Raw genomic sequence first — 13,476 nt, forward strand, 5'->3', positions numbered from 1 at the left:
CCGGAAGGATTACTCGAAGGCCACTTCGGAAAGGTGACTGCTGACCGAACTTTTCACCGCACCGATCTCCGACCAGAGCGCCGGAATCATCGGTGGATCGACATCCGCCATCATGTCCTGCAGCCAGCTTTCATGCGCGGCTGCCATGGCGGCAAATAAGGTCGTACCGGCTTCGGTCAATTTCGCGACGGTGACGCGCCGGTCGCCATCCGGCGTCACGCGCTGGACGTAGCCGTCCGCCTCCAGCCGTTCCACCAGGCCGGTGACATTGCCGTTGGTCACCATGGTGCGTTTGGAAAGCTCTCCGAGCCGCAACCCCTCCTTCTCGCGATAGAGTTGCGCCATGAGGTCGAACTGCGGCAGCGTCGCACCGAATTCATTGCGCAGCCGGCGGCGGATTTCGGCGGTTATCAGCTTCGTCGTCGACAACATCCTGAGCCAGAGACGCAACTCGGGCTTCGAACGCCCTTGCGCGCCCTGCACGATGATCTCCAGATCGACGTTGATCGCTTCCGTTTCTGCCATTCCGAATGCAGCCTCTCTGAACCGAAATCAGGTCTAGAAGCGGATATTTGAAATGTCCAAGGTTGACGCACTCAACGCTTGCCGGCCAACATCTTCGCCAGCATGAAGCCGGAACCGGCGCCGGTTCCCGCCCCGGGCCATGTCGACGCCCCGCAGAGATAGAGCGATTTCACGGGCGTCCTGTAACGCGAGTAGCCTGCAATCGGGCGGAAGAGGAAGTTTTGGTCGAGATGGTGGCTGCCGGAAAGATTGTCGCCGCCGATCAGGTTCGGGTTCTCCCGTTCGAGATCGATGGGCGAGAACACCGCTCTGCCAAGGATTTTTGCCTTGGCGCCTGGCGCATAGATTTCGAGAATATCCAGCACACGGTCGGCGTAGGCGTTCTTCACCTCATCCCAGTGTGTACCGACAATGGTCCCGGAAGCGTCGCCTTGAATTTCGGCGGGCAGAACGCGTACCTGCACCCAGAGGACATGCCTGCCGTCCGGCGCGCGCGACGGATCGAGGGCAGTTGGCTGACCCACGACCAAAACCGGTTCGGCCGGCAGAAGACCGGCCATGGCTTCGGCATAGACCCGCGACATCATCGCCAGATCGGGCGCGACATGCACATATGCAAAGCTATTCAGCACCGCGCCCGCCTTCCAGTCCGGCAATCCGTCCATGGCAAGATGGATCATCATCGTACCGGGACCTGCGCGGAATTTTTCGATCTTGCGGTCGAAGGCCTCTCGAGCCGGATCGGCGCTCATCAGCCTGCCGAACAGCAGCTTGGGATGCACATTGGAAATGACCGCCTTGCGGGCCGTGATCGTCCGCCCGTCCGCGAGCGTCACGCCCGTTGCAACGCCTTTCGACACCTCGATCCGTTCAACCGGCGTGCCGAGCAGAATCTCGCCGCCCTTTGTCTTCAGGAGGGCGGTCATCGCCTTGATGATCGTACCCGCGCCGCCTCGGCCGATCACCATGCCGAATGCCTGGTTCGCCATGCTTTCGAGATAGGGAAACAGCGCCCCGCCCGCGACATCCGGCGCGAAGTCGAGATGCAATCCCCACGCGCTCATCATCGCCTTGATCTTGTCGTGGCGAAATCGCGCATCGAGGAAATCCCGCGGCGAGGCGAGCAGCATGCGGGCCGTGTCGTAGAGCCAGCCGCTACCTTTCTCCCGCCATGCCTTCCAGACCACCTTGGCGGCAGCCAAGGACGGCATGGGCGAGCCGAGCAGCCCGAAGATATGCGGTGCATCGGTACCGAATTCGCCAAACAGTTTTCTCCACGCCTCCGCATCCTCTGACGAAAGCGCTCCGATCGCGCCGGCCGTTTCTTCGAGATCGGTGGAAACGCCGAGACAGGTCCCGTCGCGGAAAACGCTGGCGAAACATCGTCGTACCGGCACCAGGCCGAGGCCATGTGCAATCAATTCGTCTTTATAGGTCGCGAAGAAGGGCGAACCGGCAAACATCGAAAGGTTCATGGCAGCGAAATCGTGCCGGAAACCCGGAAGGGTGAGTTCGCGGGTCTTCACCGCGCCGCCGGGCTCGCTGCAACCCTCGACCACGGCGACCGACCAGCCTTGCGCCGCGAGATGGATAGCCGCCGCAAGTCCGTTATGGCCGGCTCCGATCACCACCGCATCATAGGCCGTCATCCTCGTTCCCTCTGTTCCGATTATTTATCCATATGCATACATTTTCTGGAAGCGGCATCAAGAGCGCCATCCGCGGGTGACCTGCGGTCATGCTGACGCCTCCGCTCAGTTTCAGGCGGTTATCGCTTTGCTTCCGAAGAAATCTCGCAAGTTTCCTCGCTTCTGGCCATGGAAATTTGTCCGCGGGCGCCGCCTTCGGATTGCTTGCATCCTCATATTTTCTGACATACGCTTTCGGCATCGGTTAGCGGCGCCAGGAGAGGAAACCGGCTGTCGCCCGGCTCACGAAACCGGTCATTCAAGGGGAACCCGGCACCATGTCTTCCGCAGCTCTTTCCACCCTCGCTTCCGCCCTTCTCTCCGGCTCGGTCAAGGTCGTCGACCTGACGGCGCCGCTCGGACCGGATACCCCTGTCCTCTACCTGCCGCCGCAGTTCGGCAAGAACACTCCCAAGGTCGCCGTGCATACGATTTCGGCCTACGACCAGGACGGCCCGTTCTGGGCCTGGAACTGGCTGGAACTCGGCGAGCACACCGGCACCCATTTCGACGCGCCCTGTCACTGGATCACCGGCAAAGACAATCCGAACAATACGACCGACACCATTCCGCCGCAGAATTTCGTCGCACCGGTCAATGTCATCGACCGTTCCAGGGAAGCTGCCGCCGATCCGGACTATCTGCTGACCGTCGAAAGCATCAAGGAATGGGAAACCCAGCACGGCGAGATCGAAGCCGGCAGCTGGGTGCTGATGCGCTCCGACTGGTACAAGCGCAACGGTTCGACCGACACCTTCCTGAATGCCGACGAAAACGGTCCCCACTCGCCCGGCCCGACCGCCGAAGCGATCGAATACCTGCTCTCCAAGGGCATCATCGGCTGGGGTCAGGAAACTGTTGGCACCGATGCCGGCTCTGCCGGCGGCATGAACCCGCCCTTCCCGGCCCACAACCTCATGCACAAAAACAACAAATACGGCCTTGCCTCGCTCTCGAACCTGGACCAGTTGCCGCCGAAGGGTGCCGTGCTGATCGCCGCCCCCCTGAAGCTCGTCAAAGGCACCGGCTCGCCGGTCCGCGCGCTGGCTTTGATTGCCGGCTAACGACCCGCCCTTCTCCTCGTGGGAGGAGATGGCCGGGCACCGGATGAGGGGCCGCAGATTTACCATCGCTCCCCCTCATCGCCTGGCACCCGCTCGCCACGTCTCCCAGCTTGGGGGGAAGAAAAACCTGAGTCGCTTTGACGCATTTCCGGAGTACCGATGGCGGATTTCGACTACATCATCGTCGGCAGCGGCATCAACGCACTGGTCGCCGCCACCATGCTTGGCAAGAAGGGCAGACGAGTTCTCGTCTTGGAGCGCAACGACCGCATCGGCGGTTGCCTACGTACCGAGGAGATCACCGAGCCCGGCTTCGTCCACGATGTGATGGCGACCACCATGGTGCTGTTCCTCACCTCGCCCGCCTATGGTGCGCTCGGTAAGGACCTGGAAGCCCGCGGCCTGGAATTCTGCCATGCGGACCTGCCGACCGGTGTGCTTCGCCCGGATGGTTCTTCCGTCATCTTCTCCAAAGATCGCCGGAGGAACATCACCACCTTTGAAGCGCTGGCTGCGGGTGACGGCAAGACCTTCGACCGGGAAATGAACCTGCTCGGCGCCGACGCCGCCTTCCTGTTCTCGTTGCTCGGCGGCGCGCTCTGGTCGGGCGGCACGCTCAAGTCGGTCGCAAAACAGGGCTGGAGCAAGGGCCTCCGCCAGCTCGCCGCCTGGTTCGGCGATGCATTGACGCCGGCGCGCGGTTATCTCGAAACCGCCTACAAGTCCGAAGCCGTGCAGGCGCTTTGGGCACCCTGGGTGCTGCATTGCGGACTGGCCCCGGAAAGCGCCTATTCCGCCGAAATGGTCAAGGTCATCGGCTTCGCCGTCGAACTGGCCGGCTGCCCGATCGTCAAAGGCGGCGCTATCAATCTCGTCAAGGCTTTCGAACGGCTGATCGCCGATCAGGGTGGCGCTGTCCGCACCGGCGCCGAGGTCGAGGGCATCCTGGCCGGTCCTGGCAGCAGGGCCGTGGGCGTTCGCCTTACAGGCGGCGAGACGATCAAAGCGGACGCCGGCGTCGTCTGCTCCGTGACACCCCACCAGCTTTATGATCGTCTGCTGAGGGACTGGCCGCAACCGGCGCCCGCCGACATCAGCGAAGGCGTTGCCCGCTACCGCTACGGCAAGGGCAACATGCAGATTCACTATGCGCTCTCTGCCCCGCCCCGCTGGAAAGGAGATCTTGATCTCGCTAAGGTCGCTCTCCTCCACCTGACACCGGGCCTCGACGGAGTCTCGCGCGCCACCAACGAATGCGAACGCGGCCTCCTCCCTGCCGAGCCGACGGTCTGCATCGGCCAGCCGGCGAGCTTCGATCCTTCCCGCGCGCCGGAGGGCAAGTCGGTCCTGTGGCTGCAGCTTCCGGAAACGCCCCGTTTCATCAAGGGCGATGCGGCCGATGAATTGCACACGCCTGCCGACGGCCGCTGGACCGAGGAACTCCGCGAACGTTATGCCGACCGTATCGAGGCGCTGCTCATCCGCCATATCGAGAACTTTTCGGAGATCAAACTCTCTCGCCGCACCTATTCGCCGGCCGATCTCGAGACGATGAACATGAACCTCGTCGGCGGCGATCCCTATGGCGGCTTCTGCGGGCTCGACCAGTTTTTCCTCTGGCGACCGTTCAAGTCGTCTGTTAACCACCGCACCCACGTGCCGGGCCTCTATCATATCGGCGCCTCGACCCATCCGGGACCCGGGCTTGCCGGCGGCTCCGGTTTTCTTCTCGCATCATCGCTCCGCTGAGGCGGAGCGGCCCAGGAGACATGGATTTCATGGCAGAACGGTTTTCAGGCGTCGTGCTCCGCCGCTCCCAGGAGGGAAATCAGGAAAACCGCCCGACCATGGGCGAAATCGGACTCAACCATTTCGCGCCCTACCTGATGAACCGCATCATCGCCCGCTGGAATTCCAACATGGCGGAGGAACTGCGCGAATACGAGCTTTCGACCGCCAAGATGCGCACGCTCGCCGTACTCAGCGTTTCCGCCTCGCTCACCATCAACGAGCTTTCGGTGTTCGCCGTCATCGAACAGTCGACGATGAGCCGGACGCTCGATTCGCTGGAGGAGCAGGGTTACATCCGCCGCACGCCGCGGACGGAAGACATGCGCATCCGTGACGTGACGATCACCGAAGAAGGGCGGGATGCCTTCGCCCGCTTCTGGCCGACCATGTATGATTCGCTGCTGCAGATGTTCGACGGCATCGACGAGGAAGAATACCGCGCCTTTACGGGCACGCTGCATAAGATTCTCCTCAACATCCGCAAGCACGAAATCTGAAGTTATTTCAGCCGCGCCTGCAGGCTGTCGCGGATGCGCTTGCCGAGCGCCTGGTAGTTCTCGTCGAAATGATGCCCGCCGTCGATCGGCACGACCTCCACGCCCTTGTCCTTCAGCGTCGGGCACGGATCATCATCCTCGTCCGTGCCGTAGACGCATTGGATGATCTTCGGATCGATCTTCGCGACATCGTCGAGTGGATCGCCGCCTTTGCCCGCCGTTGCCACACCCAGCCAGCCGGTGACGGAAATCTCGTAGTCCACCGTGTTCGAAAGGCCGAGCAAAGTGATCTGCTTGACGCGCGCTCGATCCGCGGTGGGCAGGAGATTGTAGGTGGCCGGAAGAACGTCCGCGCCGAAGGAATAACCGATCAGCAGCACGTTCTGAACGCCCCACTGTCGGCGGTAGTGCTCGATGATCTTCGCGAGATCGTCCGCCGTTCCCTGCGGCGTCCGCTCGGACCAGAAATAGCGCAGGGAATCGAGTCCGATCGTCGGAACGCCCTGCGACTGCAGGTAACCGCCGACCTCGCTGTCGAGATCGCGCCACCCTCCGTCGCCGGAATAGATGACTGCCATCGTGTTCATCGCCGGCTTGGCTTCAAGCACGTTCAGCGGCAGGTCGAGCGGCTCGCTGGCGCGCGCAACCGCGGCGATGCTTGCCAGCAGTTCCTGGTTCAGCGCGACATCCGGCGCAGCACCCGAGTTGGCAAGTTCCACCTCGGGATGATCCTGCTTCAGCTTCTGCGCATGTGCCTTGCCGGCCGCATTGGCCGAAGCGGTGAAAATGATCGTCACCGTCGCCGGAACGGCGCCGTCGTCGAAACCGTAGACCGTGCGATCGCCGACCCTCTGTTTAGGAGCGGGCGTGCAAAGCTCTTTGGAGAGCGGAATACCTGCCAGCGGATCGACCGCGATGACCTCGCCGATCGTCGCATTGGGGCTTTGGGCAACCATTGCGAGCGCCAGGGCGCCGCCTTCGCCGATGCCAGCGACGACGGGATGGCGATATTGCGGATTGCCGATGCGCCGCTGCACCTGCTGTGACAGGTCCTCGATATCGGAAACCATGTAAACACAGTCACCCGTATCGGCGGACAGCGACTTTATGTAGGCGGGGAAATCGATGCCGATAACGGCGGCGCCCGCATTCACGAGCGCCTGCGCCCGGGTCTCTTCCTCGGCATCCCAACCACCCGCATCGGAAATGAGGAAAACGAGGCCTTCAAGATCATTGCCCTTTTTTGGAAGCATGATGTGCGGCGACGGGATCATACCGGTCTGGTAGTCGGGCTGTTGGGCCGAAGCCGGAGCGGCAAAGCATCCAAGAGCAAACGCGACAAGAAAAGAACGCAGAGACATCATTTACCGACCACTCCTCTCAAGCCGCCGCCGATCAGAAGCGTTGCGTCCATCATCACGATGGCCGGGCTGACGCCGCCGGCCACGGCAAGATAACGCGGCTCCCAGACGGGATGGAATTTCGACTTGAAAGCCTTCAACCCTTTGAAATTGTAGAACCGTTCGCCATGCTCGAACACCACGCTGCCGATCCGGTCCCAGGCAAGCGCCACCTCGCGGGTGGACATGCCGGATAGCGGCGCCATTCCGAGATTGAAATGTGCATAACCCGCATCGCGAAGATATTCCATAATTTTCACGAACAGGAAATCCATCGACCCTTTCGGCGCTTCCGGAGAAAAGCGCATCAGGTCCACGGTTCCCTGGTCTTTCGTATCGGTCACCGAGAGCGTCGCAAAGGCGACGATCCGCCCCTCCCTTCGCAACACCGCCACGGATTGCGCGCTGACATAGTCGTCCCGGAAGGCACCGAGGGAAAACGTCTTCTCGCGGGTGTTGTGTTCGGCAAGCCAGGCGTCGGACACCTGCCGCAACTCCTCGATCGAGGCCATCACCTCCTGCTTCTCCATCACGGCAAAGTCCAGCCCCTCGCGAAGGCCTTTGTTGACGGCCTGGCGGAGCCCGGAAAGCCGGCCTCCCTTGAGATCGAAACGGTGAAGGTCGACGATGGCGAGTTCGCCGAGCTTGAAGGCCCTCAGGCCGGCGTCGGCGCAATGGGAAAGCAGGCCTGGGGAGATCTGGTAGAATACCGCGCGCCCCCCTTGCGCGCTGGCCTGTTCGACGAAACGCCAGACGAGGTCCGCAACTTCTTCCTGAGGACCGATGGGATCGAAGAGTGCGATCCATGAACGCCCCTGGATGCCATACATGATGAACGCCCGGCCGCTTTCGGAGAACATCAGCCGTTTGTCGCCCATGCGCACGAGATTGGCGTCGGCATTGTCCTGTTTCATCACAACCTCGATCGCACGGCCGAGGTCGTCCGCAGTCGAAGGCGGCGTGCGACGCACCGCGGGCCGGAGCAGGCTGAAGATCGCGATCAGCGCGGCGGCAATGGCAAGACCGAGCACGGCGCGCAATCCGCGCGGCGCTTCTTCGGAAAATTCAAACTGCCACCAGAGCTCGCGGCTGTAGTCCACTTCGCGATAGGCGAAGAGAAGCACGGTGATCGCCGCCGCCACGATGATCAGCATGGCGGCCATCCAGCTCGGCGTCAGCACCTGCCCGAACAGTGACGCCCGCCGCTTGAACTGTCCGGCGCTGAGGAAAAGCCCGGTCAACAGGACGACCAGGAAAAGCGCCTGGAAAAGCGCGATCGCCCGCATGAATGCGAAAACGAGTGCCAGCGCGGTACAGATCATGCCGATCCACCAGGCGCCATCCAGCCGCTGGCCTATGCCGCGCGCCGCGACGAACAGGATGAGACCGAGAATGCTGGAGAAGAAATGCGCGCTTTCGAATACCGGCAGCGGCAGATAATTGCTCAGGAAGTCGAGCTGGGTGTCCGGCGTGGGCGTGACGCTTGAGAATACCAGCATGGCGCCGGCGATCATCGCGAAAGTGGCGAGCAACGGCGGCGCCAGGCGGAATTCCAGCTTGCGCAGCGTCGAGGCGACCGGGTGTTTTGCCAGCTGCCTGAGCTCGACGCCGATCACCACCAGCGTCGCGATCAACAGCGGCAGGACATGGTAGATGACGCGGTAGAGAACGAGGCTGCCGAGCACCTGATCGAGATTGACCGTATTGCCGAGGGCTGCGACGATCACCGTCTCGAAGACCCCGAGCCCGGCTGGAACATGGCTCAGGACGCCGAGCCCGATGGCGGTCGCATAGATTGCCACGAAGGAAGGCCAGCCGATCCCGGTCTGCGGCAGAAGTACGTAGAGGACGGAAGCGGAGGCAGCGACATCCAGCGCCGTGACCAGGAACTGCTGCGACGACGTGCGCGTATCCGGCAGGCGAAGCTTGAGGCTGCCGACCGACACCACGCGGCCATCGCGGCCGAGGATCACCAGCACGGTCAGGACGACAATGATCGCGACCGCGCCGGCCCGCACCCAGCCGCCATCGATGCCGAGAACCTCACCGATCCGCGGCGCGGTGACGAGGGAAGCAAGTGCGGTCACCGCCAGAAGCCCGATGCCGAATGCAAGCGTCACGAAAGCGATGACGCGGCCGATGTCGTCCGGCGACAGGCCCAGCCGCGAATAGGCGCGGAAACGGATGGCCCCGCCGCTGAGTGCGCCGAAGCCCGCAGTATTGCCAACGGCATATGCACTGAAAGCCGTCACGGCGACCGGCACGAAGGGCAGCGGCCGACCGATATAGGTGAGTGCATTCACATCATAGCCGACCAGTGCTGCAAAGCTGAGCGCTGTAAAGAAAATGGCGAGCCCGATCGACGACCAGCGGGTATCGGCAAGCGCATCGATCACATCGTCGTAGCTCACCTCATTGGTAAGCTTGTAGATCGCGAACGTCGTGAAAGCGAAAACCGCCACCATCGCCAATGCGATCAGGAAAGGACGGTAAGTTTCAAGAAGGTCTCGAAAGCGGCCAGGCTGACGATCCGTGGATTCCATGACGGTTGCCGGATTTGAGGAGCAGTGCGTAGATTTTGGTCAGTTGCACAGCAAAAGCAACCGGATCACGGCTATAATGTGTCTTGTCGTCAAAGCGTGGCCACGGTCTTGAGAGCGCCGTCCAATGCGATGCCGTTTTCGTCCAGCAATGCCGCCTGCCGCAGCCGCTTCATCCACGCGGCACCATCTTCGCGGCCCGAAAGCGCCGGCAGCGCCGACATGACCCGGTCGAACTTCGAAAGACCACGCGCGTGGGTATCGGAATAACCCTTCACGAGGCGGCGGTTGCTGATCACTTCGACCGCGAGATCGTAGTTCCGTGACAGAAGCGATGTCGCCGTGTTGAGCCAGGCTTCGCGATGCTCGATTTCCCGCGCGTGCCGCAGCGTGCCGCGGCGGGCGCGCCGCAACGCTGCCAACGTGTAGAGCGTCAGGAACCAGAAGAGCGTGCCGGTCTGCACCCGGCGGCCCTTGTTGATGCGGCGGTCGAGCCAGGCGAAAACCTTCGGCCGGTTTTCGATCCACAGACCGAGTTTCCTCGGCATGGTGCCGCAGACCTCCTCCATGCGCGGATGCATGTATTCGGTCATGTAGAGGATCTGGTCCTGCTTGACACCGACTTCTTTGCGGACGCGATCGAAACGCGAGCCGCGGGTTTTCAGGTCTGCGACACGGATCACATCGTCATAGGCCATGGCGACGGCGACGTATTTCGCCGACTGGACGGAGAAGGCGAAGTCTCGGTCTTCCCCGCCATTGGCGCGGTCGAGCGCGTGGAGCTTGCCGACCCGGTCGAGATACTCGGCGGCATAGGCTGGATCCTGGAAATCCGTGAGCTTCTTGACCCCGGCGAACAGAAGCGGCCAGGCGACCTCGGGAAATTCGGCACGCAGACGATGGACGAGGCGATCGAGTTCCAGATGGCCCGCGGTTTCCGGCATGACGTCGAAACGCTTCGGCGGCGAGGCGGTCACTTCGTCCCGCGGTTTGGCCTTGGTGCGCTCATAGGCGGCGTTGAAGGCACGCAAGCTGGGCTCGACCCCCTTGCCACCGCCGCGGATCGTCGCCTCGAAGGCCTCCTTGGAGAAAGGCAGCACGTCCGCCGCGGCAAGCGCGCCGAACATCGACGCCGAAATCACGCTGCCGTTCTTCAGCGCCAGCGTATCCATGTCGAAGGCGATCGTGCGCTTGGCGGCGAAATCCGTCGCGCCGACCACGACGGTCGGATCGCCGATCCCGTCGCCCGGTTTTTCCTTCTCGCCAACCGCAAAGGAGCGGTGCGTCGAGGCGATCAGCGTGGTCTTGTCCGGTGTCACGAGGCCGCGTAGAACGGAGCGGCCGGCCTCCATCAACTCGGCGGCCAGCACGACATCCACGTCGCCCGGCGTCGGCATGAGCGAAAAGATCGGCGATACGCCGTCACGGGCCGGCAGCATCTCGATATAATAGATCGTCGCGCCGGTGCGCTGGGCAACGCCCGGCACCGAGGTCGACTGCGCCATCCAGCCCTGTTCTTCGGCAAGGCCGACGATCCAGTCCGCCAGCACGCCGCCGCCCTGGCCGCCCATGGCCATGATCGCCAGCGTCAGCGGCTTGTCGGAAACGTGGAGCGTCTTCAGGTTCACGGTCTCGTTCATCGATCAAACCTCCGCGAAGACGACGCGGCCAGCGGCACGACGAGCCTGCAGCCAGCCGATCACCGAGGCCCGGAATTTCGAGAGGAACCTGTCCCAGCCGGTCGGGTTATGGATGACGTCGGCGCGATAGAACGACGGACAGAGGACGGCAGCCTCGGAAACCTCCCCGCAATTGCCACAGCCGACGCAGGAATTGTCGATCGCCGCCACCGGATCGTCCTTCAGCGGATCGTCCGTATGCCTGACCGACAACGACGGGCAGCCGGAAAGGCGGATGCAGGCGTGATCGCCGGTGCAGACATCCTCGTCCACCCCGAAACGCTCCTTGACCATGCGCTTGCCATCCTTGACCGCCTGGTTGAACTGCAGCCGCACGCGACGCTGCTTGTTCAGCATGCATTCGGAAGAGGCGACGATGATCTTCGGCCCCTTTTCCTTCGTGGTCAGCGCTTCCTTGAGCGTGTCGCGCATCTTGCCGACGTCGTAGGTGCGATCGATCTGACGCACCCAGGTGGCGCCGATACCTTTCACCGCATTGACGATCGAATTGTTCGTCTTGCGGTTCGGGTTGATGGCGCGCGACGACATGATGTCCTGCCCGCCGGTCGCCGCCGAGTAATAATTGTCAACGACGAGAATGACGCCGTCCTGCTTGTTGAAGACGGCATTGCCGACCGAGGTCGCGAGGCCGTTGTGCCAGAACCCGCCGTCACCCATCACCGCGATCGACCGCTTGTCCGCCTCGACGTTGAAGGCGGAAGCTGAAGCAGGGCCGAGACCATAACCCATCGTCGTGCCGCCGATGTTGAACGGCGGTAGGATCGAGAACAGATGGCAGCCGATATCCGCCGAAACGTGGTGTTCACCGAGTTCCTTCTCGACCAGTTTCATTGCCGCGAAGATCGGCCGCTCGGGACAGCCCGTGCAGAATCCGGCCGGCCGCTGCGGCACGACCTCGGCGAGCGCCTTGACCTTAGGATCGTTAAGGATCGGCGTCGGATCGGGCACCGGCGGCTGGTTGCCGAGCAGCAGGCGGTCGTACATTTCGATGAAGGTCTTCAGCCCCTTCATCATCACAGGCGCGGTATATTCGCCGCCGAGCGGCAGGATGTCCTTGCCGTGCAGGCGGGTCTGGATATCGCGGCGGCGCATCAGCGTGTGCAGCGACTGCTCGATATATTCCGGCGCGCCCTCTTCCACCATGATCACGGCCTTCTTGCCGAGACAGAAATCCACGACCTCGTCATCGATCATAGGATAGGCGACGTTCATCACATAGATCGGCACCGAGGAATTGCCGTAGACATCCGCCAGGCCAAGCTGCTGCAGGCCGCGCATGACGCCGTTGTAGAGACCGCCGAGCGTGATGATGCCAATCTCGCCTTCCTCGGGGCCGAAATGCTCGTTGAGCTTCCTTTCCTTGATGAAGTTGACGGCGGCCGGCCAGCGGCGTTCCAGCTTGTCCTTGTCCTGCGCGAAATTCGCCGGCGGCAGGACGATGCGGTTGACGTCGCGGACCGGGTTTTCCAGCGCCTGCTTCAACGTGAAATCAGGACGCTTGTTGTTCTTGGCGACAAACTGGCCGTGCACGTGGCAGGCACGGATGCGCACTTCCAGCATGACCGGCGTGGACGAGGCTTCCGAAAGCTGGAAGCCATCCTCTACGGCTTGAACCATCGCCGGCAGGTTGGGACGCGGGTCGAGAAGCCACATCTGCGACTTCATCGCAAACGCATGGCTGCGTTCCTGCATGATCGAGGAACCTTCGCCGAAATCCTCGCCGAGGATGATCAGCGCGCCGCCGTTGACGCCGCCGGAGGAGAGGTTGGAGAGCGCGTCCGACGCGACATTGGTACCGGCCGTCGATTTCCATGTCACGGCGCCGCGGACCGGATACATGACAGAGGCGGAGAGCATGGCGGCAGCTGCCGCTTCCGAGGCCGAGGTCTCGAAATGTACGCCGAGATCTTCCATGATGTCCTTGGCATCCGCCAGCACATCCATCAGATGCGAGATCGGCGACCCCTGATAACCGCCGACATAGGAAACGCCGGATTGCAGCAGCGCCTTGGTGATCGCAAGGATGCCCTCGCCGCGAAAAATTTCGCCTTCTCCAAGCTTCAGATCTTCGACTTCGCGTGCGAATGATCGCTCGGCCATGGCAGTTCCCCTTTGCCTTTGCGGCTTGTGGTCCTAAACATTTGCAAAAGCATATTTTCTACATCACATATTTGTCAATTCACAAATCCCTTTCAAACTACGCGCACCACTGCGGGGCAGGACGCCCGGTCGAAAAGCCGTCTTCGATGACAACATATATGCAAAAGCATA

9 protein-coding genes are annotated in these 13,476 nt (G+C 62.2%); 3 read left to right on the top strand and 6 right to left on the bottom strand.

What is annotated here, in order from left to right:
• Positions 1-9: 9 nt before the first annotated feature.
• Both DMO26_RS24355 and DMO26_RS24360 read right to left on the bottom strand, forming a co-directional pair.
• Complete coding sequence (locus tag DMO26_RS24355) at positions 10-525, bottom strand: MarR family winged helix-turn-helix transcriptional regulator (protein ID WP_117194762.1); 516 nt, start codon at positions 523-525, stop codon at positions 10-12.
• Positions 526-596: 71 nt separating this feature from the next.
• Complete coding sequence (locus DMO26_RS24360) at positions 597-2,174, bottom strand: phytoene desaturase family protein (protein ID WP_117194763.1); 1,578 nt, start codon at positions 2,172-2,174, stop codon at positions 597-599.
• Between the two features lie 317 nt (positions 2,175-2,491).
• Between DMO26_RS24360 and DMO26_RS24365 the strand changes: the two genes are divergently transcribed.
• The 3 genes from DMO26_RS24365 to DMO26_RS24375 all read left to right on the top strand — a co-directional run bounded on the left by DMO26_RS24365 (position 2,492) and on the right by DMO26_RS24375 (position 5,565).
• On the top strand, positions 2,492-3,277 hold the full coding sequence (locus tag DMO26_RS24365; RefSeq protein ID WP_117194764.1) for a cyclase family protein: 786 nt from the start codon (positions 2,492-2,494) through the stop codon (positions 3,275-3,277).
• Between the two features lie 159 nt (positions 3,278-3,436).
• On the top strand, positions 3,437-5,026 hold the full coding sequence (locus DMO26_RS24370; RefSeq protein ID WP_117194765.1) for a phytoene desaturase family protein: 1,590 nt from the start codon (positions 3,437-3,439) through the stop codon (positions 5,024-5,026).
• A 29-nt stretch (positions 5,027-5,055) separates the two neighbouring features.
• Positions 5,056-5,565, top strand: coding sequence for a MarR family winged helix-turn-helix transcriptional regulator (locus tag DMO26_RS24375; protein WP_117194839.1), 510 nt, complete (start codon positions 5,056-5,058; stop codon positions 5,563-5,565).
• A 2-nt stretch (positions 5,566-5,567) separates the two neighbouring features.
• Here DMO26_RS24375 and DMO26_RS24380 read toward each other — a convergent pair whose 3' ends face one another.
• The 4 genes from DMO26_RS24380 to DMO26_RS24395 form a co-directional block, all read right to left on the bottom strand.
• Positions 5,568-6,929, bottom strand: coding sequence for a virulence factor family protein (locus tag DMO26_RS24380; RefSeq protein WP_117194766.1), 1,362 nt, complete (start codon positions 6,927-6,929; stop codon positions 5,568-5,570).
• Entirely contained in the window at positions 6,926-9,508 is a 2,583-nt protein-coding gene (gene mprF, locus DMO26_RS24385) for a bifunctional lysylphosphatidylglycerol flippase/synthetase MprF (protein WP_117194767.1), read from the bottom strand. The genes DMO26_RS24380 and mprF overlap by 4 nt, the downstream gene beginning before the upstream one ends.
• Before the next feature lie 89 nt (positions 9,509-9,597).
• Entirely contained in the window at positions 9,598-11,145 is a 1,548-nt protein-coding gene (locus tag DMO26_RS24390) for an indolepyruvate oxidoreductase subunit beta family protein (protein ID WP_117194768.1), read from the bottom strand.
• Positions 11,146-11,148: 3 nt separating this feature from the next.
• Positions 11,149-13,305, bottom strand: coding sequence for an indolepyruvate ferredoxin oxidoreductase subunit alpha (locus tag DMO26_RS24395; RefSeq protein ID WP_117194769.1), 2,157 nt, complete (start codon positions 13,303-13,305; stop codon positions 11,149-11,151).
• Positions 13,306-13,476 lie beyond the last annotated feature (171 nt).

The organism is Rhizobium terrae, from assembly GCF_003425685.1.
GTDB lineage: Bacteria > Pseudomonadota > Alphaproteobacteria > Rhizobiales > Rhizobiaceae > Neorhizobium > Neorhizobium terrae.

Bases quoted from the DNA above. Each gene is read 5' to 3' on its own strand.
- DMO26_RS24375 (WP_117194839.1), top strand. From the start codon at position 5,056: ATGGCAGAACGGTTTTCAGGCGTCGTGCTCCGCCGCTCCCAGGAGGGA.
- DMO26_RS24390 (WP_117194768.1), bottom strand. From the start codon at position 11,145: ATGAACGAGACCGTGAACCTGAAGACGCTCCACGTTTCCGACAAGCCG.
- DMO26_RS24395 (WP_117194769.1), bottom strand. From the start codon at position 13,305: ATGGCCGAGCGATCATTCGCACGCGAAGTCGAAGATCTGAAGCTTGGA.
- DMO26_RS24370 (WP_117194765.1), top strand. From the start codon at position 3,437: ATGGCGGATTTCGACTACATCATCGTCGGCAGCGGCATCAACGCACTG.
- mprF (WP_117194767.1), bottom strand. From the start codon at position 9,508: ATGGAATCCACGGATCGTCAGCCTGGCCGCTTTCGAGACCTTCTTGAA.
- DMO26_RS24355 (WP_117194762.1), bottom strand. From the start codon at position 525: ATGGCAGAAACGGAAGCGATCAACGTCGATCTGGAGATCATCGTGCAG.
- DMO26_RS24380 (WP_117194766.1), bottom strand. From the start codon at position 6,929: ATGATGTCTCTGCGTTCTTTTCTTGTCGCGTTTGCTCTTGGATGCTTT.
- DMO26_RS24360 (WP_117194763.1), bottom strand. From the start codon at position 2,174: ATGACGGCCTATGATGCGGTGGTGATCGGAGCCGGCCATAACGGACTT.
- DMO26_RS24365 (WP_117194764.1), top strand. From the start codon at position 2,492: ATGTCTTCCGCAGCTCTTTCCACCCTCGCTTCCGCCCTTCTCTCCGGC.